23 protein-coding genes are annotated in these 26,046 nt (G+C 42.4%); 7 read left to right on the forward strand and 16 right to left on the reverse strand.

The features are described from left to right. Positions 1-222: 222 nt before the first annotated feature. The 5 genes from AC1F2U_RS29535 to surE all read right to left on the reverse strand — a co-directional run bounded on the left by AC1F2U_RS29535 (position 223) and on the right by surE (position 5,648). On the reverse strand, positions 223-825 hold the full coding sequence (locus AC1F2U_RS29535; RefSeq protein WP_480264366.1) for a cytochrome C: 603 nt from the start codon (positions 823-825) through the stop codon (positions 223-225). A 403-nt stretch (positions 826-1,228) separates the two neighbouring features. Beyond that, on the reverse strand, positions 1,229-2,137 hold the full coding sequence (locus AC1F2U_RS29540) for an AAA family ATPase (RefSeq protein ID WP_480264367.1): 909 nt from the start codon (positions 2,135-2,137) through the stop codon (positions 1,229-1,231). Positions 2,138-2,279: 142 nt separating this feature from the next. Further along, entirely contained in the window at positions 2,280-3,344 is a 1,065-nt protein-coding gene (locus tag AC1F2U_RS29545) for a bifunctional riboflavin kinase/FAD synthetase (protein WP_480264368.1), read from the reverse strand. 323 nt (positions 3,345-3,667) lie between these two features. Further along, positions 3,668-4,564: an MBL fold metallo-hydrolase gene (locus tag AC1F2U_RS29550; RefSeq protein ID WP_480264370.1), complete on the reverse strand. Its 897-nt coding sequence runs from the start codon at positions 4,562-4,564 to the stop codon at positions 3,668-3,670. 277 nt (positions 4,565-4,841) lie between these two features. Continuing rightward, the gene (gene surE, locus AC1F2U_RS29555) at positions 4,842-5,648 is read right to left on the reverse strand and encodes a 5'/3'-nucleotidase SurE (RefSeq protein ID WP_480264407.1); all 807 of its coding nucleotides are present in this window, start codon (positions 5,646-5,648) and stop codon (positions 4,842-4,844) included. A 353-nt stretch (positions 5,649-6,001) separates the two neighbouring features. Here surE and pheS point away from each other — a divergent pair, with 353 nt between their 5' ends. The 3 genes from pheS to AC1F2U_RS29570 all read left to right on the forward strand — a co-directional run bounded on the left by pheS (position 6,002) and on the right by AC1F2U_RS29570 (position 9,355). Then, entirely contained in the window at positions 6,002-6,994 is a 993-nt protein-coding gene (gene pheS / locus AC1F2U_RS29560) for a phenylalanine--tRNA ligase subunit alpha (RefSeq protein WP_480264371.1), read from the forward strand. A 168-nt stretch (positions 6,995-7,162) separates the two neighbouring features. Beyond that, entirely contained in the window at positions 7,163-7,765 is a 603-nt protein-coding gene (locus tag AC1F2U_RS29565; RefSeq protein ID WP_480264372.1) for a Uma2 family endonuclease, read from the forward strand. Positions 7,766-8,074: 309 nt separating this feature from the next. Further along, complete coding sequence (locus AC1F2U_RS29570) at positions 8,075-9,355, forward strand: glycine-rich domain-containing protein (RefSeq protein WP_480264373.1); 1,281 nt, start codon at positions 8,075-8,077, stop codon at positions 9,353-9,355. 54 nt (positions 9,356-9,409) lie between these two features. On the opposite strand, the gene AC1F2U_RS29575 is transcribed toward AC1F2U_RS29570, so the two are convergent. The 3 genes from AC1F2U_RS29575 to AC1F2U_RS29585 form a co-directional block, all read right to left on the reverse strand. Further along, positions 9,410-11,296 carry a S9 family peptidase gene (locus tag AC1F2U_RS29575; protein ID WP_480264374.1) on the reverse strand — a complete coding sequence of 629 codons (1,887 nt, stop codon included), beginning with the start codon at positions 11,294-11,296 and terminating at the stop codon, positions 9,410-9,412. Between the two features lie 198 nt (positions 11,297-11,494). Next, a complete protein-coding gene (locus AC1F2U_RS29580; protein ID WP_480264376.1) occupies positions 11,495-11,776 on the reverse strand; it encodes a hypothetical protein in 282 nt (93 codons plus the stop codon). Positions 11,777-11,810: 34 nt separating this feature from the next. After that, the gene (locus tag AC1F2U_RS29585) at positions 11,811-13,256 is read right to left on the reverse strand and encodes a RecQ family ATP-dependent DNA helicase (RefSeq protein ID WP_480264377.1); all 1,446 of its coding nucleotides are present in this window, start codon (positions 13,254-13,256) and stop codon (positions 11,811-11,813) included. Between the two features lie 155 nt (positions 13,257-13,411). Between AC1F2U_RS29585 and AC1F2U_RS29590 the strand changes: the two genes are divergently transcribed. Then, on the forward strand, positions 13,412-13,849 hold the full coding sequence (locus AC1F2U_RS29590) for a GNAT family N-acetyltransferase (RefSeq protein ID WP_099102278.1): 438 nt from the start codon (positions 13,412-13,414) through the stop codon (positions 13,847-13,849). Positions 13,850-13,908: 59 nt separating this feature from the next. On the opposite strand, the gene AC1F2U_RS29595 is transcribed toward AC1F2U_RS29590, so the two are convergent. After that, positions 13,909-14,202, reverse strand: a complete 294-nt coding sequence (locus tag AC1F2U_RS29595; protein ID WP_480264379.1) for a type II toxin-antitoxin system RelE/ParE family toxin — start codon at positions 14,200-14,202, stop codon at positions 13,909-13,911. Continuing rightward, positions 14,199-14,456 (reverse strand): type II toxin-antitoxin system ParD family antitoxin, encoded by a 258-nt coding sequence (locus AC1F2U_RS29600; RefSeq protein WP_480264380.1) that lies wholly within the window; start codon positions 14,454-14,456, stop codon positions 14,199-14,201. Before AC1F2U_RS29600 ends, AC1F2U_RS29595 begins: the two co-directional genes overlap by 4 nt. 159 nt (positions 14,457-14,615) lie before the next feature. Between AC1F2U_RS29600 and AC1F2U_RS29605 the strand changes: the two genes are divergently transcribed. Then, positions 14,616-14,774: a hypothetical protein gene (locus AC1F2U_RS29605; RefSeq protein WP_480264381.1), complete on the forward strand. Its 159-nt coding sequence runs from the start codon at positions 14,616-14,618 to the stop codon at positions 14,772-14,774. Positions 14,775-14,912: 138 nt separating this feature from the next. Next, a complete protein-coding gene (locus tag AC1F2U_RS29610) occupies positions 14,913-17,387 on the forward strand; it encodes a HEAT repeat domain-containing protein (protein ID WP_480264382.1) in 2,475 nt (824 codons plus the stop codon). 149 nt (positions 17,388-17,536) lie between these two features. Here the strand turns inward: AC1F2U_RS29610 and AC1F2U_RS29615 are convergent, their stop codons facing one another. The 5 genes from AC1F2U_RS29615 to AC1F2U_RS29635 all read right to left on the reverse strand — a co-directional run bounded on the left by AC1F2U_RS29615 (position 17,537) and on the right by AC1F2U_RS29635 (position 21,507). After that, complete coding sequence (locus AC1F2U_RS29615; protein ID WP_480264384.1) at positions 17,537-18,217, reverse strand: ester cyclase; 681 nt, start codon at positions 18,215-18,217, stop codon at positions 17,537-17,539. A gap of 233 nt (positions 18,218-18,450) precedes the next feature. Beyond that, positions 18,451-18,930, reverse strand: a complete 480-nt coding sequence (locus tag AC1F2U_RS29620; protein WP_480264385.1) for a GNAT family N-acetyltransferase — start codon at positions 18,928-18,930, stop codon at positions 18,451-18,453. 101 nt (positions 18,931-19,031) lie between these two features. After that, positions 19,032-20,636 carry a 2-isopropylmalate synthase gene (locus AC1F2U_RS29625; RefSeq protein ID WP_480264386.1) on the reverse strand — a complete coding sequence of 535 codons (1,605 nt, stop codon included), beginning with the start codon at positions 20,634-20,636 and terminating at the stop codon, positions 19,032-19,034. A 96-nt stretch (positions 20,637-20,732) separates the two neighbouring features. After that, on the reverse strand, positions 20,733-21,254 hold the full coding sequence (locus AC1F2U_RS29630) for a LabA-like NYN domain-containing protein (protein WP_041565194.1): 522 nt from the start codon (positions 21,252-21,254) through the stop codon (positions 20,733-20,735). A 124-nt stretch (positions 21,255-21,378) separates the two neighbouring features. Then, a complete protein-coding gene (locus AC1F2U_RS29635) occupies positions 21,379-21,507 on the reverse strand; it encodes a hypothetical protein (protein ID WP_480264387.1) in 129 nt (42 codons plus the stop codon). A gap of 486 nt (positions 21,508-21,993) precedes the next feature. Between AC1F2U_RS29635 and AC1F2U_RS29640 the strand changes: the two genes are divergently transcribed. Beyond that, positions 21,994-24,366 carry a CHASE2 domain-containing protein gene (locus AC1F2U_RS29640; protein WP_480264388.1) on the forward strand — a complete coding sequence of 791 codons (2,373 nt, stop codon included), beginning with the start codon at positions 21,994-21,996 and terminating at the stop codon, positions 24,364-24,366. Between the two features lie 193 nt (positions 24,367-24,559). Here the strand turns inward: AC1F2U_RS29640 and gorA are convergent, their stop codons facing one another. Then, entirely contained in the window at positions 24,560-25,906 is a 1,347-nt protein-coding gene (gene gorA / locus AC1F2U_RS29645; protein ID WP_480264389.1) for a glutathione-disulfide reductase, read from the reverse strand. Between the last annotated feature and the right edge of the window lie 140 nt (positions 25,907-26,046).

Below are 26,046 nucleotides of genomic sequence, written 5' to 3' on the forward strand. Positions count from 1 at the left end.
AGGACAGGCGTTGGACACTCGCCTGTAGATATCCTTCGGCATCGGTGCAATAATCATGCTTTTAAGTAAAACCTTGTCCAGTCAGGATATTTAACTCATTACGTGCGACATCGAATCGCACTACTCTTTCTTCATAGTATCATTTTGCCCCCAGATGGGGCCAGGATGCGGGAGTAGAGGAGCAGAGGCAAGCTTTCTCACAGGATCTTTCCCCTCTGCGCCCTATCTCCTCTGCCCTTCTGCCTTTGGTGATGTCAGGCGGCGGAAATTGTAATCATTAGCACTGGGATGACAGCTGACACAGCTGCCAACTTGGACGGGACGTGGTAACTCAACTCCTGGATGCAAAGCTTTGAAATAACGCGAGTTGTTGAGGCGATATGGTGTTTCTTCGTCGTCTAGCTGCACGCGGGAGAAAGTCGAAAGATATTTCCACACTAAGATGCGTTGCGGATCGACTAAGGGCTGGAGTTGTGCGCCGTAGTGCTGCGAGTCTTGCAGGAGATTTTTCCAAGTTTGGGTAGGTAAAACGGCTGGTGGTATGGCAATGTGGCATCTGGAGCAGTTTTCTAAATACAGTTCTTGCCCCAGTTGGTATTGTGCAGGTACTACATCAACAGTGCCAATTTCAGCAGGAGGAGTCGCACTTTGGGCGTTAGTTGCCAAGGCTAGAAGCCAGCCCATAGCTAAACTCCACGTTATAATTACCAGAAGTAAACCGAAAAATTGGCGTTTGAATTCACGTTCGGCGCTTGGCTGTAGTGCTTGGCGTTGGCGTAGCCCGCCGTAGGCATCGCGGATTTTGCGCTTAACAAAAATTGACATTCCTCACATTCCCAAATATTTAAAAGTGGCGCTTGTGCTAATCATAAGACTTACGCAGTATTGGCAGTGTTTCGAATTTTGCGTAAGTAGTTTTGGCAAGCAACACATTTATTGATATTGACAACAGTAATATAAATACTTGTGTGTCCAAAAATTCATCCCACACTCCCGCTTTCCTGCGGAAAGCTAACGCGAACGCGGTGAGATGTGAGGCTTCTTTTTGAGTTAGCTAAAAAGATAGTGCGAGGAAATTTCTCTGATAATTTGGATGAATTGATAGGCAATGTGCAAACTGATGCAGAATAAACTGGAGTTAAAAGCGCAAAAAATATTTTTCCCAGCAAGAAATACAGTTATCGCCACCTCGGATAGCTGTTTTTTAGCTCATCAAAGTCACTTTACCTTAAGGAATAGAAACCGATCGCAATAATCGCTCAACAACAGTTCTTGAATTGCGCCCTCCTCTAGGAATAAGTCGATGGCACAGAACATAAGGGACAAGAAATTTCACATCATCGGGAATGGCATAATCACGCCCTGATAGAAAAGCTAACGCTTGGGCAGCCCGTTGTAATGCTAATGTGCCACGGGGACTGACACCAAGGGCGATTTCCTCATCTTGACGTGTTGCCCGTACCAATTCGAGAATGTATTGTTGCAAGGAAGTTGCCACTTTTACTTGAGAGCAGAGGTAACGCAATTGCTGTACTTCTGCCAAGGTAATACAAGGCTGCAAATCAGCAACTTTGACACCATTTTGGAGATTTTGTAGCATCAGCAATTCTTCTGCCTCAGAAGGATAGCCCAAACTCAGCGACAACATAAACCGATCCATTTGCGCTTCCGGCAGAGGAAAAGTACCTTGATACTCGATAGGGTTTTGAGTGGCAATGACAAAAAAGGGCTGGGGAACTGCACGAGAGACACCATCAACTGTTACCTGATGTTCCTCCATAACTTCTAATAAAGCTGACTGAGTGCGGGGTGTGGCGCGGTTAATTTCGTCAGCTAATAGCACATTGGTAAACACTGGGCCAGGAAGAAAAGTAAATTCGCCGCTTTTTGGGTTCCAGATGTTGGTGCCAGTAATATCAGTTGGCAGTAAATCGGGAGTGCATTGTAGCCGTTGAAACTTGCCATCCAGCGAGCGAGCTAAGGATTTAGCGAGTAGGGTTTTACCAACACCAGGAACATCTTCTAAGAGAGCATGACCACCACCTAACAAGGCGACTAGCACTAAGCGTATTGCTTCAGCTTTGCCAACGATGGTTAGAGCCAGATTTTGTGTTAAAGCGTCGATTTTTTCTCTCATGCGTTGTAGGGAGTGGGGAGTGGGGAAGCAGGGGAGCAGGGGGGCAGGGGAGCAGGGGAGCAGAGGAGAAGTTGCAGTACAGTTTAGTTTTTCCCCTCTGCCCCTCTGCCTCCCGCGCCCAATGCCCTATCTATTGTTCCCACTAAGCATTCAAAACTTCTCTAGCAACAACGCAGTCAAGTTGAATTTGTGTTTTCAGGGCTTCAAGAGAAGGAAATTTTTGTTCGGGGCGCAAAAATTTAACTAGCTGCACAACCAGTTTTTTGCCATACAAATCACCAGACCAATCGAATAAATGTACTTCCGCAGATGAATAAGTACCGTTTACAGTTGGACGATTCCCGATATTCATGACGCCCAAGTTCTCACTAGGAGCAGTATCAGATGTTTGACCGAGAGTGAAAACACGCACAGCATAGACTCCTTGGCAAGGCAAAAACTTTTCTTTTGGTAATTGGAGGTTTGCGGTAGGAAAGCCAATTGTTCTGCCCAATTGTTGACCTTGAACGACATCACCAAGGAGGGTGTAGGGGCGTCCTAGTAACAGATTTGCGTTTTCGATGTCTCCCTGCTCAAGGTTTTGGCGGATCAATGAAGTGCTAATGCGGGCATCCTGAGTCGGAGTAGTACTGACGCAATTGGTTTGGATGGACGAATCACCTGTATAAGTTTGTAAGGGAACGATGGTAACGGGAATATTGTGCTTGGCGGCGAGTAATTGCAAATCTTGAGCAGTACCACTGCGTTTTTCGCCAAAACAAAAATCCTGCCCGATGCTAATTCGTTGGCATCGCAGTTGTTGCACGAGAATTTTTTCGACAAATTCTTCGGGGGTCAACGCAGACAATTCTTTGTCAAAGGGTAGTAGTACCAGTTGTTCTACCCCAAGCGATCGCAATTGTTGGACTTTTTCATCCAGTGGCGTTAACAAAGTCCTGGGTTGCCCTGTAAAAAACTCCTGTGGATGGGGGTCAAAGGTGACAACTGTTGAATAAGTATATTCTTGATTAGTCAGTTGATTTTCCTTTGAGTGCGGACTACTAGCTACTGACAAGTGACCACCAGCGTGCAAGACTGGTTGAATTACTCTTTGATGACCAAGATGAACACCATCAAACTTGCCAAGGGCAACAGCAGTCGGCGTTAGTAGCCCTTCGCTCGAAAAAGCAACCCGCACAGAACACCCATTTTTAGACAAATTTAGCACGTGGATTCTGAGATTTTAGGTTTATTTTAGCTCTCAGCAGGAAGCTACCCTATGGTAAACCGCCTTGAGGAGGACAGCTTTTGTAGTACCAATTTGTCATTTGTCCTTTGTCCTTTGTCATTTGTAAATAACCAATGACCAATGACCAATGACCAGTGACCAATGACTAGTGTGTCCTCCTGTTGTCGCCCTAATCTTGTGGTCAGCGCTTTGACAACTCTGGGCAGCGCTGTCTCACCGTACAGCCAACAGGGACGCTCTGGCGCTGAAAGCCTCCGATCACCAATCTAATCTAAAATCTCCAATTCCTCCGATCGCAATCTTTAGGTAGAATACTTGCTAACAGGAAAAGATTCTGATAAGACAACTGAGGTCGGAACCTGAAGTACCAATCCTTCCCGTGCCATAATAGCACCAGGAAATTTTGCAGCTGCTTGTTTGCCTACACGATCCAAAAAGTCGTCATCGTGCGCTGGGTCGTGGTGGTAAATCACCAAAGTTTTGACGTTAGCGGCTTGTGCCACTTTTACAGCTTCTTGCCAGGTAGAATGCCCCCAGCCAATTTTCGGAGATTTTGGCGAGTGGTATTCCTCATCTGTGTAGGTAGAATCGTAAATTAAGATGTCGGCATTACGAGCTAGCCACAGCACATTTTCATCGAGTCGATCGGGAAAATGTTCGGTATCAGTGATGTAAGTAGCTGCACCACCACGCCAGTTGACGCGGTATCCTACAGCTTCACCTGGATGGTTTAAAGGTGCTGTTTCTACGGTAAGGTCATCAATGTGGATTGGTTGCCCCGGTCGAATGTCGTAAAAATTTAAATTGGCTTGCATAATCTGCAAGGGTACGGGAAAGTTCGGGTGCAACATTTGATCGTTGAGGCGCTGTTCTATGGTAGAACCATCAGGTGCGATCGCGCCGTAAATATGAAAGTCATTCCCCTTTACAAACCCTGGCGTAAAGAAGGGAAAACCTTGCATGTGATCCCAATGAGAGTGGGTAAAAAATATGTGAGCTTCTAATGGCATTTGGCGCAACAAAGATTGCCCCAAAACATGTAGTCCCGTGCCAGCATCGAAAACTAAGCGTTTATCGCCCGCTTGCATTGATATGCAAGGGGTATTACCGCCGTAACGAACAGTGTGTGGCCCAGGGCTGGGGATGCTGCCACGAACGCCCCAAAATTGTACGGTAAATTGATTCTCTATCCTAGACATGGGTGTTGCTTGCTGGACTGAGCGGGCGATAAATGAAAGAATTGTTACTTATTTTGTCTAAGTTTATGCTGTCTCACCGATTTTGTTAGAGGGAGAATTTCTTGGTAAAACAGCATATCCTGTTTCCGGCCGATTGTGTAAATGTGAATGAAATGCGTAAGTTAGAATTTCCCAGGTTTTGGGCTGAATGTGTATCGGTTATTTCAAGAGTGCCCCTACGTTATAGCCTACATTTTTCAGTGATGCATTTGAATAACCACATTTTTATGCTGATAAATCAAATGATTCCAGGAAAATTGAATTCCCATTCTGATAATTTCTCTAATCCAGTTGCGTAAGTAAGATTGTATTGTAACGGAGTAACACTGATGTAGTTTTTACGTACAACTTCCACATCTGTAGGTACATTTTGAGGCAGATTTAAGCCGCTTGGGGGTTCCACATCCTCAACTATCTCTCCAGTTAACCAGTAGTACGTTTTTCCACGAGGATCAACTCGTTTATTAAATACATCAGTGTAATGCCGTAGGCCTTGACGAGTGAGAGCAACTCCGGCAATTTCTTCCCATTTGACCGCAGGAATATTGACGTTGAGCAACATTAAATCTGGCAGTGGTTTTTGGGCTAACTGGTCTACAAGAACTGTGGCAAACTTAGCAGCAGCTTGAAAGTCTTTAGATGTATGACTTATAAGACTCAGCGCTACACTGGGAATGCCTTCAATTAAACCTTCCATTGCCGCAGAAACAGTGCCAGAATACAGAATTTCGGTTCCTAAATTCGCACCTTGATTAATACCAGAGAGAACCAAATCTGGGGGAGTTTCCAATAAAGCCCACAGTGCCAATTTGACGCAATCTGAAGGCGTACCATCGCAAGCCCAAGCTTTGATAGCAGGATGAAAAATCCCTTCAACAATTTCGGCACGAATGGGTTGGTGTAAAGTTAACCCGTGTCCAGTTGCCGATCGCTCTCGATCGGGACAAACTACACTCACATCATGACCAGCCTCTGCCAAGTAGTTGGCTAGGGTACGAATCCCCAGGGCAGAAACGCCATCATCGTTGCTAATTAGTAATTTCATGGTCATTAGTCATTGGTCATTGGTCATTAATCATTGGTCATTAGTTATTAGTTATTTGTTATTAGCCATTTGTCAATGTCTGAGGTCACAAGCAGCAAAAAAATATTTATACTCACTAGACAGGGTGGCGAAATTTTGCCTACCTTTAAGACAAGTTGCTCATTGTTAAGTGAGATGTTAACTGGATTTACCCGCCTGCTGTACTAGCCCAATCGTCTATAACTGATAAACAGAGATTTGGTTTCAACCCTCACCTTTAGCTGATGTTAATGGCATAGCTGTAAGTTTATTTATCGACCGATTCACAGCTTTTGACTATAGACTAATGACTAATGACCAATGACTAATAACTAATGACTAGCAATTTAGAAGCTCAACTTTTAGCACTGCGGCAAGAAGGAGAAAAAGCGATCGCAGCTGCCGACACCCTAGAACGCCTAGAGGAACTCAGAGTTAACTATCTGGGTAAAAAAGGAGAACTGGGGGCACTGTTGCGAAGTATGGGGCAAATGAGTGCAGAGGAACGACCAAAAATTGGAGCGATCGCCAATACAGTCAAAGAATCTTTGCAAACTAGTCTAGACCAGCAACGTGCTGCCTTAGAAGCCGCGCAAATTCAGTTACAGCTAGAGGCGGAAACTCTGGATGTAACTATGCCGGGTATTTACAGCCCCCAAGGTCGCATTCATCCCCTCAACGGCATTATCGACCGGGCGCTGGATATCTTTGTTGGTATGGGCTACACCGTGGCTCAAGGGCCAGAAATGGAAACAGATTACTATAATTTCGAGGCTCTTAATACCCCGCCTGACCACCCCGCCCGTGATATGCAGGATACCTTCTACCTGCCAGACGGGAATCTTTTACGCACTCATACCTCGTCAGTGCAAATTCGTTACATGGAAAGAGAAGAACCACCGATTCGGGTTGTTGCTCCAGGGCGAGTTTATCGGCGAGATAATGTAGACGCGACTCACTCAGCAGTTTTCCATCAAATAGAACTTTTAGCCATTGACGAGGGACTAACTTTTACAGACCTCAAGGGCACAATTAAAGTATTTTTACAAGCAATATTTGGCGATTTACCAATTCGCTTCCGCGCCAGTTATTTCCCGTTTACCGAACCCTCTGCTGAGGTAGATTTGCAGTGGAATGGACGCTGGTTGGAGGTGATGGGCTGCGGTATGGTCGATCCAAATGTACTTAAGTCTGTGGGTTATGACCCAGAAGTTTATACAGGTTTTGCTGCCGGTTTTGGTGTAGAACGCTTTGCAATGGTGTTACATCAAATCGACGATATTCGTCGGTTATATGCTAGTGATTTGCGGTTTTTGCAGCAATTTTAGGGAAGCGATCGCTTTAAATAATCAGGCGTTTACTAAATCTTTTGCAAAAGTCAATTAGATGAAAATATAACCACAGATAAAGACTCATAAATTATCTGTGGTTTTAAATAATAAATCGGGATTGATGAATTTAATAAACTATCAATACGTAACTTCTATTGAAGTGATATGACTGCAATCATTGGCAAACATTTAAGGCTTGAGGAATATTTGAAATATGACGATGGCACGGATAGCCAGTATGAACTGGTAGCAGGTGAGTTAGTTCCAATACCACCCGAAAGCCCAAAAAATGTCCAGATATCTCTCTTTTTACTGGTAAATTTCCTTAAGTTCGTCCCAGTGAATCGGTTAAGTAACAAAGTTGAAATTGTTGTTGCTGGTTCTCGTGCGACAACTCACATTCCTGACTTAGTTGTGCTGACGGATGAACTTGCAACAGCCTTGGAAGGTGCAACACGATCCACAATCACTGTAGATATGCCACCTCCGGCTTTAGTTGTCGAAGTTGTTTCTCCTGGCAAAGCTAACGAAGATCGAGACTATTGCTACAAACGTTCTGAGTATGCCGCAAGGGGAATTGCTGAATATTGGATTGTCGATCCACAAATAAATGTAGTTACTGTACTAATATTAGTTGACGGGTTTTATGAAGAAACCAGATTTTCAGGAAATACTGCGATCGCTTCTACTATTTTTCCAGAATTACAGCTAACCGCAGAGCAAGTACTCAACGCTGGAGAAAGCAATGCGGGTAATGCCATTTCTTAGTTTAAATTTAAAAGGCAGACAGACGAAGGGATTTGAGAAGTGCGATCAAACACAATATTGTGTGGTCAAAGTTATCTTAGTAGACTTAAAATCTAAGTCAGTTTTGTAAAGTTAGTTAAATTTTTTATGGGTTAGTAAACTGCGTAATTTTTATTTCCGAAAATTAGTATATTAAATCGCAAAAATACAGTAGAAGATACCAGATAGAGATACTAAATCGCTGTTATACAGTAAAATTTCAGTCATGAGCGTGCTAAATCGCACACTGTATTTAAACATACAAGGCTGGCTTTAGCCAGAATACTCATATTGACCAACAGATGGGACGAGACATGGCACAGGCTGCGAGAGTGGACAAACGGTCAGGCTCCATCAGAACGACTAGCAGCGCAAATCTTGCTCAATGAAGGCTATAAAGGCTTAGATCCTAGCCATCCACTGGGTGGTAAGGACGGAACAAAAGATGCTATTTGTAACAAGGATGGTCAGCAGTGGTTGATGGCTGTTTACTTTCCAAGAAGACAGCAAAATTATACAGATATTAAGAAGAAATTTCTTAATGACATTAAGGGTGTCAAATCCAACAAAGTAGAGGCGTTAGCCTTCGTTACCAATCAGGAACTTAGTCTTGCACAACGTCAAGCTCTTCAGAAAGCTGCGGGAACAATTCCTACTGAACTATTTCACTTGGAAAGGATTACTGCGATCCTTGATACACCTGAAATGGTTACTGTCCGCAAGCAGTTTCTGGGAATCGACTACGAACAGATGTCCCCTGTGTCACTTGGTGGCGAAGGAGGGAAAGCTCCTAGCGCTGGCGGTGGCGGAGGTAGTGCAATTGGGTTTGGAGCGTTAGGAGGGGATGGTGGGCCTGGAGGGAACAGATTCTTCTTAGACGGTCATCCTGGCGAAGCACCCGGTACTGGAGGAGGTGGTGGGGGAGCTATAGGTGATGAGGCTGTAGCAGGCGAAGGGGGAGGTGGCGGTGAGTTTGTAACAGCATGTTTTCGGGCGGAAGATATTCCAGATGTAGTTGAGATCAATGTTGGCCGTGCCGGAAGAGGTGGAGAAAACGGAGGAGATGGTGAGGATGGTGAAGATACAATATTCGGTAACTTGCTGCGAGCCAAGGGTGGTAAAGGGGGTAAAGGTCGTCAAGCACCAACACAAGCACAACCAGCAGCTGCGGAATCTTCTACTAGAAAAATCTGGATATCTTCAGCTTTGCTCACAAACTACGCAGAAATACGCGATGGACTGCTTTACACACTTGGGTGCGGATGGGAATCATACATTGTTTACGATTTTCCCAGCATTGTGCAAGGGTACTTTGTATTCGTGGTTGAAGCAAATGAAGTGAACGTCATAACCAGGCAAGAGTTATGCATCAAAATTCTTGATTCAGAGTACATTGTGGTTTTTGAAACTTCTATTTTTGCCGATATGCAAAGTTCATGTAAGATTATTCGACAAAAGTTTGTACTTTTCTTCCAAGTCCAAGCTTTTGCTCCAGGAATCTGGACTTTTCAGATATTGGTGGGTAATGATGAGCTTGTTCGAGTTCCCTTTGAAATATGCAAACCTTGCTAACTATTGAAAATACCAAGGTGGTCAGTAAATGACACTAACCACCCTTTTGAGACTTTATTTAACTATTCCTGAATGGCCTGGAATATCTCCTACAGGTTCAAATCTACCATCTAAGTATTTAGCGAGAAACTCTTCGGCGATCGCAAAAAAGTGCAACCGATTTTCTGGTCTGGCAAAACCATGTCCTTCATCTGTGTAAAGTACATATTGCACTGGTAAACCAGCCTGTTGCATTGCGTTGACAATTTGATCGCTTTCTGACTGTTTCACCCGCGGATCGTTTGCACCTTGACCGATGAGTAAAGGTTTTTGAATTCGGTCAGCAAAGAATAAAGGCGATCGCGATTTCAGAAACTCCTCTTCTGTCTCTAAATTACCAACGCGATGATAAAGCATTGCCTTCAATGGTTCCCAATAAGGCGGTATAGTTTCTACCAGAGTAATCAAGTTACTTGGCCCGACAATATCCACGCCAGCCGCAAATATTTCTGGTGTAAAAGTTAACCCTACTAGAGTGGCGTAACCTCCATAAGAACCGCCCATAATCGCAATCTTTTGTGGATCGGAAATGCCTTTTTCCACCAGCCAGTTAACACTATCAATTAAGTCGTTGTGCATTTTACCAGCCCATTCGCGATTCCCAGCATTCAAAAATGCTTTACCGTAGCCCGTGGAACCGCGAAAGTTCACTTGCAGAACGGCATAACCCCGGTTAGCTAGCCATTGCGCTGTGGGAGAGAAACCCCAAACATCCCGCGCCCAAGGGCCGCCGTGAACCAACAGTACTGTTGGGAGATTCTGCGTAGGTATTCCCACAGGGGTTGTCAAGTAACTGTGGATAATTAAGCCATCCCGCGCTTCGTAAGAAATTGGTTGCATTGAAGCTAACTGCAACGCTTCGAGTTTGGGTTGGTTGCTAAAAAGGAAAGTGCTAGTTTTGGACTCTCGGTTGTAGGCATAGTAATAAACTGGCCCATCGTCAGTTCTATAAGCTACTAGCCAGGTTTTATCTTCCAAGTCACGGCTAATTATAGAGAATTCTCCAGGACGCACCTTAGCGATTTCCTCAAAATCTGCGGCGATGCTGCGATCGATTACCTGCCATTCCTGTTTATCTTTGTAAAAAGAAACTGCTTGGATAACTCGCGTCAGTGGTTGAATAATTATCCCCACGACATCATATTGTTCATCTTCAGCAATGACAGTTTCTTGACGGCTATCTAGGTCAACAGCTAGCAGACGTTTGGCGTTAGCATCATGATTCCCTTGAATGTAAAGGGTTTTACCATCATCTGAGAAGCTAACAGAATTCCCTTCTTCTTCTGGCCCCCAGTGGCGGAGAATTTCCCACTGTTTATCTGGTTTCTGCAACAACAAATCGTAACCACCATCGGCTGTGCTAGCTGTTGCTGCACGTATTTGGAACTCAGCATCAGATGTCCAACTGATAATGTTACCGGGGTTATCAGTGTCGAACTCAACCGCACCATTTTTAAGGTTGATGCGGTAAACGTCAAACTTTTGAGGATTGTTCAAGTTCAACGCTACCAGCGCTTGGTCTGGAAATTTTGGTTCCAGTTCCACAAGTTCTGCTTTCACACCCTGGAATGGCGTTAAGTCACGCACAATTTTGGAGTGAATATTAACTAAGTGGAGGTGAAAGTTCTCGTCGCCATCCGAGTCTTGCATATAAATCAACTGGTCGGCGTTATAAGTCCAGAAGAAAATGCGGATACCGCGCTTTTTGTCCGCAGTTAATATCTGGTCGTCTTCTTGTCCTATAGTTCGCAACCATACCTGCAAGACATTTTTCTCATCAGGGGCGATATATGCCAAGTACTTGCCATCAGGCGAGAGTTGTGGGCTGGTTTTTTCGGGATTCCCAAACAGAATTTCGCGCGGAATCAACGGTGGTAGGGAGGGCGCTTGAGCAGATGACATATTTTTATCCTCTACTTGACTACCCTATTGTCACTTGGTGGTGAAAATGACAATTCATCCTATTGGATGAACCTAGCTAGAGAATATTTAGGGGAGCAGGGAAAGAAAAAAGTTTTAACTTATTCCCTGTCGCGCGATAAAATCATTTATCTTTTCCTTTGCTTCCTTCTCTAACGAGACGCTGCGCGATCGCAGTTATTAAAAAAATCTAGGTATTCTAGCGGGAACACCTAACGGCAAACAAGCAGCAAGGGAGTAATACTCGACGACGAGTCTTTGATACTCGTGAACGAGTCTTTGATACTCGTGAACGAGCCTTTTGTACTCGACGACGAGTCTTTGATACTCGTGAACGAGCCTTTTATACTCGACAACGAGTCTTTGATACTCGTGAACGAGTCTTTTATACTCGGCGACGAGCCTTTGATACTCGTGAATGAGCCTTTTATACTCGGCGACGAGCATTTTATACTCGTTCACGAGTCTTTGATACTCGACGACGAGTCTTTTATACTCATTGACGGCAATTATCGCAATGTCCGCAACGCAGGTTAACTGCTTCTTTGTCAAAACCAAAAGCATTTAACAAAAACTGCCAACGACACTGCTTAGTTGTTAGGTATTGCTGCATCTGTTTAGCAGCGTGTAATTGCGTTGGTGGCTGATTTCCCGCTTTTTGCCCAATGGTGTAATGGAAAGGATCGAGCCAGTTTAGCTGGCCACTGCTATGGAGTAAAGCTAGCGCCGTTGCACCTTCGGGAAATTGTCGAGTTACTGCACTCACTTCTCCCTGTTTTGGTAATTTTTTCACAAGTTGCTGCGCTATTTGTTGTTGCGATCGCATTTGTTGTTGAAAAAAATCCTGTCTTTGCTTATCCCCTGAATCTAACCACCCCGTAGGTTCACTCACCAACGTTAACGCTTCAGCTGGTTTCCCATCCCTTCCAGCGCGGCCAATTTCTTGCACATATTCAGATAGCAGATGCGGCGCGTGAAAATGTGCTACCCAGCGAACATCACTTTTATTTATCCCCATACCAAACGCACAGGTACAAACAACAAAGGGCATTTTGCCACTTAACCAGCTTGCTTCTACTTCACGGCGTTCTGTTGCACCCAATCCCGCATGATAGCTAGCTGTAGCGTAACCCATCTCTGCTAACCATTGGGCTAAATCTTCGCTATCTCTCCGAGTGCGAACATAAACTAATCCCGATTGGTGCGGTCTATTTTGAATAAACTTTAATAATTGTTGTTTCCTACCTCGTGGTGTCCAAGCGATGCGAACGCTGGGATGCAAGTTCGGGCGGTAAGGATTCAAGCGAAAAATCTCTGGTTGCTGTAATTGTAAAACTGTTTGAATAATTTTTTGGGCTGAGGGATCAGCAGTAGCGGTAAAAGCGGCGATACTAATTTTTGTTCCTGGTGGTTTTGATTTGAGCAACGCAGGACGCACCGCCCCTAATCTGCGATAAGCTGGGCGAAAAGTATCACCCCACTGCACTAAACAATGAGCTTCATCTAAAATCAAACCATTAATTTGCAATTGCGGATGGCATAATCTTTCCCACACTGGGACACTTAGCAAAGTTTCTGGCGATAAATAAAGTAATCTTAGCTGTTGGCGTTCCAAAGCTTGCAGAGTTGCACGGCGTTGAGATGAAGATAATTCACTGTGCAAAAGTGCTGCTTTTTGGTGGCTTTGTAGTAATTCTTGAACTTGGTTTTCCATCAACGCCACCAAAGGCGAAACTACCAAGGTTAATCCTGTTTGTAGCAGTGCGGGAAGTTGAAAACAAATCGACTTCCCGCCACCTGTAGGCATAATAATCAGCGCATCTTTCTGTGACAACAAACTATTGACAATTTCTCCCTGTGGTGGACGGAAATCTTCATAACCCCAGATTTGTTTGAAAGCTGCTCGAACTTCTTGCCAGGATATTGTTGTAGGCTGATTCATAATCAATAACTAGATGCACCCATATCATTAAATGCTGAATATAGCCTCTGTTATCCAGCTAATGGTTCAGTAATTTCATCATTTGACACTACAAAACCACTGACCCCAAGAATGAATTATAATTTTTCAACCTATTAAATAAAAGATGTAGCGAGATGAATGAAGAATTAAAACATCGGTTTTACATCAACACCGATAAATCTAAATTAGATATTCAAATGATTCATGATTTTTTGCAAACCTCCTATTGGGCTGAAAACATTCCATTAGCTACTGTGGAAAAGTCAATACAAAATTCTTTATGTTTTGGACTTTATGAAGATAATCAACAAGTTGGCTTTGCGAGAGTCATCACGGATTATGCAACTTCTGCGTTGTTAAAAGATGTTTTTATTTTGGAGCCTTATCGAGGACAGGGTTTAGGAAAATGGTTTGTAGAATATATTTTGGAATATCCAGAATTGCAAGATGTTCAAAGATGGATGTTAGGCACAAAAGATGCTCATGGACTTTATCGACGTTATGGATTTAAAAATTTGACGGAACCAGAGAAAATTATGATGCGTTTAAATCCTAATGCTAACCAAGCTTGAGCAAAGCGGGGGTAAATAAGTGCGTAGGCGAAGCCCGTCGTAGACATCGCTAATAATTATCAATCTACGAACAAAGATTCTAAATCTTGATAACCACTGGCAACACGAGTAATACTAATTCCGTCTTCTCTTGGATAGTAAAATATAATGTAATCATTCATAACAAAACCGCGCAGATTTGCTACAAGCCTTCCATAGCTTTTTCCCATATTAGGGAAACTCGCTACTAATTTACATTTGGAGCGAATGTCATCAAAAAGTTTACTGGCTGCTTTTGGGTTACTCCGAGCAATATATTCACAAATTTCATCTAAATCTCGAATTGCTGCATCTGAAAATGAATAATTACTCATTCAGAGGACTCCTCAGCAATTAGACGAATTTTTTCTTGTAATCTAGCAAATACAACTTCGCCATCAGTTACTTGTCCCTTAGCAATTTGTTCAGTTCCTACAGCAATTTTTTGCCGTAATTCTTCAAGTCGCTGCTCTCTTTCTTGTAATAATTTAAAGGCTTCATTGATGACATCATCTGCATTAGTAAATCTACCACTTGCAAGCTGTGCCTGAATAAATTTCTCTAGTTCTGGTTTAATTTGGATGTACATATTTTCTAGCTCTATATAATTAATATTCTTATTTAGATTCTAACAGCATTGCTTTCTCGCTCGGTAACTAACCATCCCACAAATGCCGTAAGCGTTCAAGCGTAATAGCCTTTCCTGGCGACGACTACTGATGTGGTAAACCGCAATTGTATTTTGTAATTGCTACCCATAACCATCAATATTTACTTTCCTCGTACCAAGGTGTTTCGTCAAGGTACAAAAGATGCTCATGGAATTTATCGACGTTATGGATTTAAAATTTTGACAGAACTGGAAAAAATGATGATGCGTTTAAATCCCAATGCTAATCGAGTTTGAGCAAAGCGGAAGCTAACCAGTGCGTAGGCGTAGCCCGCACTTCGACAAGCTCAGTGACCATCGTAGACATCGCTAACCCACATTGACAGTTAGATTACAATCTTAGGTATAGTTTCTCTGACTGGAGTTGTTCATCGGGTGATTCAATCCGATTCAATGACAAAGCATACCAGACAAGTATTACTTAGTGCGCTCAAGGTGGTTGTCTTATGCCTGACACTGTTCCTACTATGCACAAGCAATAGTTGGGCGCAAATCACTACTGACAGCAAAATTGCTCCTCTGATTGAGAAGCTGATAGATAACGATGCCCACATCAGAAGCCTTGCAGCAGATGCATTAGTTAATATCGGTTCGGCAGCAGTGCCGTCTCTGATTGAAGCGTTGAAAAATCAGGATATTAATCTTCGTTGGCACGCGGCTTCGGTTTTAGGAGATTTGGGTGCAGAAGCAGCACCAGCAGTTCCAGCCTTAAGTGCGGCATTGCAGGATGAAGATGGACAAGTCCGCCTGTACGCCACCTTAGCTTTAGGAAATATTGGTACAGCAGCTAAAGCAGCAGTTCCATCCTTGATGGCGGCATTACAAGACAAGGAGCAATTCGTTCGCATTTATGTTCCTTCTGCACTCAGAAAAATTGGGGTAGAAGCGAAAGTAGCTGTCCCAGTATTAACTGCTGCCTTAAAAGATAAGAACCCCACTGTACGTTACAATTCTGCTTACGCTTTGGGTGCAATGGGTACAGAAGCAGTATCTTCTGTCCCGAATTTAATTGCCCTGTTGAATGATAACCAGTTTTACGTGCGTTTAGGTGCTATCAAAGGTTTAGGAGGAATAGCGGCAGGCTTTCAGGACAAGGCAAATGCTTTACCTACCTCCAAGTTGCAGAAAGTCATCTCAGACTTTGAAGAGGTATTGGCAACTATACAAAAATACAAAGATAAATTCACAGAGACGGACATTAGGCTGATACGTCGCCCTCTCAATGCCCTGAAAGCAGAAAAAGAAACTCGCCTCTTTGATAGAGTTCTAGAATCGCTATTTAAGCATAAATTACTCTTGGGGATTGCCGCTTACCTTATCTTATTGCCTTCTATTTGGTTAATTCTCTTGCGGGTAGCCCCTTTATGGTTGTTGAAAATTAACAACGCCCTCAAACCCTACACAGATTTTTCTCTCCCATTTATCAGCGTTAATGTACCTCTGCGATATGTGCTATTTGTTGGCTGGTTTCATTACCATCCCAGAGTATTAGATGCGTGGGTAGCTAAATATATCAAAGCAGCCCGCGAACAATTTCCCAAAAAGGATACAGTTAGCAGTCGCGCTTGTTATATTCCCATTCCCGTTGTTTTGGATGGTACAACAGTTCCCCAACTGATGAATGAGAATTTGCGCTCAACTTTCGAGAAACAACGTAGCTGTCTAGTAATTGGTGGGGAAGGGGGTGTAGGTAAAACCAGTTTAGCGTGTCGAATCGCTGGATGGGCAATGGCTGAGGATGAAGACCAACAACTCTGCAAACATTTGATGTTACCTGTGCTGTTAGAAGAAGAATTTCGGGTAACTGAAGGTAAGTCGCCGCTTTTAGAAGCCATCAGAGGACAGTTGCAAGCTTTAATTGATGAACCAGAACCGATTTGTCAAGAATTACTATTACGTTTGTTAAGAAAGAAACGCATTCTAGTAATTGTAGACCGGTTCTCAGAAATGAATGCGACTACACGAGAAGCAATTGAGCCGGAGTCACCAGAGTTTCCGGTGAATGCGTTGGTGATTACTTCCCGAATTGAGGAAAAGCTGGGGCGGGTTAATAAGACGATAATTAAACCCTTGCGGATTGAGGCTAATAAGCTATCGTCCTTTATGGAAGCTTATCTCATGCAGCGAGGTAAACGCGATCGCTTTACTGACCAGGAATTTTTTGACGCTTGTAATCGTCTTTCTCTAATGGTCGGTCAAAATAATATCACTGTCTTGCTGGCTAAACTCTATGCTCAACAGTTAATTGCCAGTAAAGATGTTACATCTAATATTTCTGCGTTGCCAGAAAATATTCCCAATTTGATGCTGGGTTATATCAATGAACTTAATCGTGATGTTACAGACAATCAATTTGATGACCGCACTGTTCATCAAATTGCCAAAACCATCGCCTGGGAATGCTTGCAGCAAAGTTATCAACCAGGAACCGCCAAGCGTGTAGATGCTATTGCTGCATTAGCAGTTTTGGGTATTGATGACCCCGAAGCACACCTCAATTATCTGGAAAAGCGCCTGCACCTGATTCAAACTATCGGTTCTGCCAAAGACAGAATCCGTTTCTGTCTCGATCCTTTAGCTGAATATCTTGCAGGTTGGTATTTAATAGAATTGTATGGCAATAACGATGGTAAATGGCGATCGCATTTTTTCAAAAAGGCAGACGATTTAGTTAAAACAGGCGCACCAGATGCCATCAAAGGCTTGTTGTTAGCAGTGCGAGATTGCTACTTATCTGAGGTTCAAGGTAGCAAAGAAACAGATTTTGTACCCCAAAAGTCGGGTAAACTGGCTGGGTTTACACCTTCAGTCAACACAGCAGCTACTACTGTGCAAACACGAATACCATAAACGGCATTTTCCAATTTATTTAAATTTCTCTGCATTCCCTTCTATTGCAGACTTTCGATGATTATAAATAATCACTCGATCGACGCTCACTGCTGTTTGCTAAGAGCGCCGATGAGCGTGCTATTCGATAGACTATAACTAAATGAAAATTAGTGATTGCTCTGATTTTGGGAATGGAAAGGACAACCACCTACGGTTAATTTCTGAAGAAAGACATTATTATCAAAATAATGCTCTAAAGACTCAATCTTCAAATCATCAGTGACGCGAGCAATACTAACTCCGACGATTTCGATTGTTTCACCTGTGGGTGCATAGTCCTTATAGGAACCATTAAATGTTCCCCAATGTCGCCACTTAAAAGTAACATTAGGCGGCCCCGAAAGAACTTCTGTTAATTCCCAAAGAAAGCCATTAGGAAAGGCTGTATGAAAAACTTGAAATGAAGATTCAAAGGTTTCTGTTTCAGAGTCATATTGCTCAGTTTTACCCAAAAACAGGTTATAAGTACCTTCATCTGCAACATCTTGAGCAGTGAATTGTTGTCCGCCATTGGTACTCATCTTAAACTTATCAGTAACAATCGAAAGCCACTGTTGAGGATTAGATTTATTAGAAGCTTCCATCTCAAAAGTGCGGACTAAGTTTTGAGCGATCGCTTCTAAAGAACCTTCAGGATGCTGAAATTTACTCTCTTGATGAAGAAATTCATTGGTGTATGAATAATCGGGGCGTTTTCCTTCTCGCCACTGTACTTCTTCATCATGAGCAATGACTATATCTCTATCTTGTACCCAGAGTGGCAATTCTGTTGTTTTCTCGCTACTCATACAAGCTAACTGGTTATAAACATCGTTTTTCAGAATAAAGTTTTATGCTTATCAAGTAAATCGAAAAATCCAAAAAAGTAAACAATATTCATAATCAACCCAATAAACTTGACCTGTTGTACAAATCCGAATATGAGTCAACACGGATGCTTCTTGAGCGAGAAACTTATCCTATGGGATTTAGGTTTATTCATCCGCTAGTTACACAGAATTAATTTCTGAATTCTGTTTTGTTAAATCAAATCTAATTGCATTACATTCCCTTCAGAGAAACCGAGGCTAGAGTAAACTGGTTTACCCAATGGCGAGGCGTTAAGAACCACCCGCGTGCAACCGATCGCTTTTAAATATTCAATTGCTTTATTAGTTAAGGATTTGGCAATTCCTTGTCTGCGGTAAGATTGTTCAACATAAACGCCCCAAATATATCCAAACTTGCGATATTCATCTTTTAAAACATTCGGGTATAAACCTGCAAACAGTTGACAACTTACAGAACCCACAACTGTATTATCAATCTCTGCAATAAAAGCCTGATAAAATAAATCTCGACGCGCTTCTTCTATAAATTTGAGGGTAATATTCTCCCACTCCAGAATAATATTACTCTCATCAACACCAATATCAAGCCACATTTGGTAAAAGTGTTTTGCAATCAGTGAGTCTTCTTTGCTGGTGGCTTCTCTAATAATGATATATTTTTCTGTCAGCATAATTTCCAACGATTTTTGGAACTCACAAATAACTCCTCCCCAAAGTTGGAGAGGAGTTTGTTAGCATCAGCTAAAAACTGGCAGTTTCACAGATTCCGATCTCAGACTTTCTGTGCAGTTACTTCCTCTGGCTTTTGTTGAGTTTGCAAAGATGCATACAACCTATTCAATGCATTTACATAAGCTTGTGCGGATGCCACGATGATATCTGTGTTCGCTGCATGACCAGAAAACACTTTAGATTCATAACGTAAACGAATCGTCACTTCGCCAATGGCATCAATACCGCCTGTTACTGACTGCACAGAAAACTCAATCAACTGGTTGGGTACATTCACCACACGGTTGATGGCCTTGTAAACTGCATCCACGGGCCCAGTACCGATCGCAGCATCGGTTAATTCTTCACCTTCTGGCGTACGCAGAGTAACTGTCGCGGTGGGACGGGCGTTGCTACCACAGGAAACTTGCACCAACTCTACCCGGAACAAATCGGGTGCTTGTTGGATTTCATCGTTAACGATCGCTTCCAAATCCCAATCAGAAATTTCTTTCTTTTTATCTGCTACTTCTTTGAATCTAACGAAGGCTTTATTTAATTCAGTATCCGACAGTTCAAAGCCCAATTCTTTTAACCGAGTCCGGAAAGCATTTCTACCTGAATGTTTGCCCAAAACTATTTGATTGTCTGTTAAGCCAATCAATTGGGCATCCATAATTTCGTAGGTGAGTTTGTTTTTTAGAACACCATCTTGGTGAATTCCAGACTCATGGGCAAAAGCATTCGCCCCTACAATCGCTTTATTTGGTTGTACCAACATTCCCGTCAAATTGGAAACTAAGCGTGAGGTTTTATAAATTTGTCGGGTGTCGATATTTGTCAGGGATTCTTGAGAATCTTCTGGTCTTCCCAAAAAGGGATTAAAATATTGTCGCCGCACGTGCAACGCCATTACCAATTCTTCTAGTGATGCATTGCCGGCACGTTCGCCAATCCCATTGATGGTACATTCTAGTTGCCGCGCGCCATTTTTCACAGCTTCTAAGAAGTTAGCAACTGCCAAGCCTAAATCATTATGACCGTGAACGGAAATAATCGCTTGGTCAATGTTAGGGACATTTTCAATAATGCCCTTAATCATTGCTCCAAATTCGCTAGGAGTTGTGTAACCTACAGTATCGGGAATATTAACTGTTGTTGCACCAGCTGCGATCGTTCGCTCTAATACTTGGTACAGAAATTCTGGATCGGTACGAGCCGCATCCATCGGCGAAAATTCGACATCTGTCATAAAGGACTTGGCATAAGCTACCATTTCTTCGGCGATCGCTAATACTTCTGCCCGTGACTTTCGCAATTGATACTCTAAATGAATATCAGAAGTCGAAATGAATGTGTGAATTCTGGCATTAACTGCTGGTTTTAATGCTTCCGCAGCCGCTTCAATATCTGCTTTAATCGCTCTTGCTAAACTACAAATTACCGGGCCATTTTCTGTCCCGACAATTTGAGCAATCTTCTTAACTGCTTCAAAATCTCCAGGACTGGCAAAGGCAAAGCCTGCCTCAATTACATCTACACCTAGACGCGCTAATTGTTTGGCAATAACTAGCTTTTCGTCTATATTCAAAGTCGCTCCCGGACATTGCTCTCCATCTCGCAATGTTGTATCAAAAATAATGATTCGATCTGTTTTGTTTGTCATTTGCCGTTTGCTGTTTAGTGTTTACTTGATGGCTTAATATATCTTCAACCCTAGTTTTTCTTTTACTCTTATTTTTGTAAATAATTGTTAAAGCTACTAACCTTCAGTTTTTTCTATTTGATCTCTGATATCATTTAAATCTATATATCTATCAGTAGCATTGCGTAGTTCTCTAGCAATCATTCCTTCTGTTGATACTACCGTAATATGTGTATTTTTTGAGCGTAATAGTTCGATTGCTCTTTCAAAATCTCCATCACCACTGAATAATACTACTCGGTCATACTGGTCTACTGTATTAAACATATCTACAACAATTTCAATATCTAAATTCGCTTTTTGCGAGTAACGGCCTGACGTATCATCATAATATTCTTTCAGAATTTTAGTTCGTACTGTATATCCTAGACTAATTAGAGCGTCTCTGAAACCTCGCTGGTCTTGTGGATCTTTTAAGCCAGTGTACCAGAAGGCATTAATTAATGTTGTTTCTGATTGCTCATGTTTGAAGTATTCTAAGACTCGTCGCGGGTCAAAAAACCAGCCATTTTTTTGTTGAGCATAGAACATATTGTTTCCATCTACAAAAATAGATAGACGATTCATTGGAGAACCCATACAAATTTACACCTAATAATATATATGAATTTAGATGGAACAATAGATTATAGCAATTTTCAAATGCCTTGTTTGCTAATATCCATAACGTAGTTCTTTATCTATAGCTTTTATCCTACCTCTTTCAAGACATAAAAACGCCTGCAATATTGGAGTTGAGATCCTGGGTGTTAACCTGATTCACCTCCAGCACTGCAAGAGCCACCTGGCGATCAAAATCTACCCATAAAATTGACCCAGTAACAGCATTCATCGCTGCATAACACTAAAGTTTACTCCTAAAGAGGTATAACATAGGCTTAAGGTAAGATATAAATTAAACCCTATCTTTTGGTAAAGCTGTCAGTATCAGAACACGCTTTCTGGAGATTACTAACATTGCACCAGAGACAGAAGACAGCCTTGGGACTGCTTCTGGTATAGCATCCAGTTAGTAACGTACTTGTTGCTTAGGTTAGGGTAAAATCTCGCCAGAACCAAATGCACTGATAGAGTATATCCGACTCCGATCTATGAGACAATCACTACTTGTAACTCATTCAACAGAAAAAGAATAAATTAAGTAGTGGTTGAGTAAGAATTTTTTGGGGGCTGGCTCTGCCAATAAAAATTTGTTGATGAATAGAAGATACTTTACAAATGTATAAGATTATCATTTAAGTCTTATTTCAATCTGCTTACACTAAAACGCGGTCTGAATAAATAAAAGTGTTGGACTAAAATCAATCAGTAACACGATATGGCAGAAGAACCTACATCTACCTTAACTAAAAACTATGTCTCTACTGCCAATAGACTGTCAAGTAAACCAACAAAAGTGACTTCAACAGCATCTGCTCGCCACTCTCGGTGGATGGTTCGCTTAGGTCATCTACTGGCAGGTACTTGGGCAATTGGGGGCGCACTATTGAGCGTTTCTGGTGGGGAATTGGTTCAATCGATGGAAAATCAGGTGCTTTCTGGCTTTTTTCAAATGCGCGGGCCGATTGTGCCTCCAGAAGACATTGTAATTTTAGCAATAGACGATCAGTCAATATCGGTTCCCGAACAGTACTATAAAACAGATCCGAAACAGTATGCCTACTTAGAAACACTAAAATCTTATCCTTATAAACGGGCTGCATACTCGCAGGTAATAACAAAATTAATCGAAGCGGGTGCCCGTGCTGTAGCATTAGACGTAGTTTTTGATACGGCAAGTAGCTATGGAGTTGCAGACGATCGCCAATTTCAGGCAGTATTGCAAAAATATGGCAATAAAGTTGCCTTAGCAGCCGTCTACGAAAATTCCCAGACGCACCAAGGGTCTTTTACGCAACTAACAGACCCACAACAAATGTTTCGCACGGGGTCAGTATCCATTGGCTCAGTTAATTTTCCTTTAGAAATAGATGGAAAAGTTCATCGATTAGCGAGTGAGTTTCCCAAGTTATTAGGTGAAGATGATTTATTTACCAAAAAGCGGCTCTCTTTTGATGAAGCCGCGCTGAAGGCAGCACAAGTAAATTATCCTCAACCAAAGGGCGATCGCATTTATTTTTGGGGGCCTGCGGGTACATTTGAGCAAAAACCTTTTTGGCACGTAATTGACCCGCAAAACTGGAATAGCTATTTGCAGCAAGGAAAGGTGTTCAAAGACAAGATCGTGCTGATTGGTGCAACAGATCAGTTACATAATGATTATTATCCAGTCGCTGGTAGTAATAGCACTGAATCGATGTCGGGCGTGGAAATTCACGCCAATGCGATCGCAACTTTGATGACAGGGAAAGCGATCGCCCCAGGAATTAAGAGTCCACCATTGCAGGGTTTGTTTGTGCTAATGCTAGTGGGCAGTTCAGCCTTGATGATTAGCAGACGCAAGCGTAGCATCCATAGATTTTTCTATAGCCTCGCCCTTTCCGGCGCTTGGGGAGGAATTAGTTATGGGTTATTTGTCTATGGTCAGTTAATTTTTCCCACTAGCGTACCAACGATCGCGATCGCCATGACTGGAATTTGCTATTTGGCAACCTCAGTCATCAGAGAAAGCATTAGAAAACGCCAATTAGTAGACATTTTTCAGAAGTATAAAACTTCACCCGTTGTCCAAGAGATTATCAGCCAACAAGATGACTTCCAACACCTAATCCAGCAACGAGATTTAGCCTTATCAGGAAAAGTCTTGGCCAGACGCTACAAAATTGTCAAAGTTCTCGGTTCCGGTGGATTTAGTGAAACCTACATTGCCGAAGATACCCAACGTCCTGGTAATCCGCGATGTGTTGTCAAACAATTAAAACCAGCCAACACCAAACCAGAAGGATTGCAACTTGCCAGACGTTTATTTCACTCAGAGGCACAAACATTAGAAAAATTGGGAAGGCACGCTCAAATTCCTCAACTTTTGGCTTATTTTGAGGAAGATGAAGAATTTTATTTAGTCCAAGAACAGATAATTGGTCATCCTTTAAATCAAGAACTTCCAGCAGGTAGAGCAATTGAAGAAATTGCAGCGATCAAAATTGTCAGAGACTTATTGCAAACATTAACATTTGTCCATGAAAACCACGTGATTCATCGGGATATTAAACCTAGTAATATCATCCGGCGACACTCAGACGGAAAACTGGTATTGATTGACTTTGGAGCCGTTAAGGAAGTCGGCATCAAACAACTCGATCGCCAAGAGTCAACCCCTTTCACCATTGGTATTGGTACTCAGGGTTACGCACCAAGCGAACAATGTTTTGGGCGTCCACAGTACAGTAGTGATATCTATGCAGTTGGCATGGTTGGGATTAAAGCTTTAACTGGTGTAGCCCCCCGCGAGCTAGATAGAGACGCAAATGGGGAAATCAAATGGAGCGATGCCTACGGCGGTAAACTACGCATTCAGGTGAGCCACTCCCTAGCTAAGATTCTCAGTAAAATGGTACTGGATGACTACAAAGAGCGATATCAGTCTGCATCAGAGGCTCTTAAGGATCTTGAAGCTCTTAAAGTTCTTGACGATTTGGTAAATTCCCAACACAGACACCATATCCCAGAAGATGACTTATTAATGAATACTTTAGACGATTTAGGCATTCCCACAAAATCTTACTCAGAAGGACAAGAAACTTCCAAATAAAAAAATCTCCAATCGCTGTGGAAGCTGTTCTTAAGTAGGGGAAGCAAAATCTGATAGTTGTATTGGATACAAAAATTTGGATAATTTAATTTTTGGAGTTGCAAAAGTATAATTGGGCACGAATATAGGGAGATGAGAAGAAGGATTTCCCCCTTCTCGTTTGTGGCTTTTTCACTCAGCCCTGCACATGATTTTAATTTAACGAGAGAAATTCTTCTCCTGTTGTGGGATGAATGCCTATTGTTTCATCCAAATCTTCTTTGGTAATGCCTTTGCGAATTGCCACGCCTAAACTTTGAATAATATCTGCTGCGTGTTCGCCCACCATGTGAGCGCCCAAAACTTGCCCAGAATCACTATTTAGCACTAACTTCATAATGGTTGGCTCATTTTGTTCGATCATCTGATACAACAGTGGTTGGAATTGAGTACAGTAGCATTCTACAGATTCACCAAATTTTTCCCGTGCTTTCGCCTCCGTCATCCCCACACTAGCCGCTTCTGGACGGCAAAAAACAGCAGTGGGCACATAATCATAATTTAGTTTTTGCGCCTTGTTCCCAAAAACTGTATCGGCAAAGGCAATACCTTCTGCCTTAGCTACTGGAGTCAATTGCACCCGACTGGTGCAATCACCCACAGCAAAAATGTTTTCTTGGCTGGTGCGGCTGTATTCATCTACTTTGATTGCACCATGTTCGCCAAGTTCAATATGGGCATTTTCCAAACCAAGATTCTTGGTATTTGGAGCATAACCTGTGGCAACTAAAATGGTATCTGCTGTAATTATTTCTTGGCTCTCACCAGTAATAGTTAACAACAAACCCTCTTCTGAGTATTTGATTTCTTGAACAGTGCTGTTGGTGAAAAACTTAATTCCGCGTTTAATCAACCCCTGTTGTACAGCAGAGCAAATGCGATCGTCAAACCCCGATAAAATCATCTCGTCTTTTTCAATCACCGTCACTTCACAACCGAAAGCGTGCATCATACTGCAAAATTCCACACCAATGTAGCCGCCGCCAATAATTGCTAAACGTTTCGGCAGATAGGGTAACTGGAACATCTCGCGTGATGTGATGGCGTATTCTATACCGGAAATATTGGGCTTAAGGGGTTGTCCTCCCACAGCAATTAAAATTTTGTCTGCTGTAACTTTGCGTCCATCAATATTGATAGTATGGGTATCGATGAAAGTGACACGTTGAGAAATTAATTCAATTCCAGCTTTTTGCAATTGTTGAAAATAGGATTGGTTAACGCTGTCAATATGCTGATGTACTGACTTAATAAATACTGTCCAGTCAAAGTATGTTTGACAGTCACTCCACCCATAACTTTGTGCAATTTGATTTTTGAGGGCGAAGTCAGCAGCGTAGACAATCAGCTTTTTTGGAACGCAGCCGCGATTTACACAGGTTCCACCAATGGCTTCTTGTTCGGCAATGGCGACACGTACACCATAACTAGCTGCTTTTTTAGCTGCTGCCAATCCCCCAGGCCCAGCACCAATGACAAACAAATCGTAATCAAATGTCATAAAAATCTGTTCCTTTTTCACTTTTTGGAATGCAGAGCTATTTCATACCTTATAGTTATTTACACAAAACTTCATCTACTGTCTTTGGGTGGACAATTTAGGATGAAACCAGGCTAATATTTAGCAGATTGCCGCATTAA

The sequence above is a fragment of the Nostoc sp. LEGE 12454 genome, assembly GCF_056620565.1.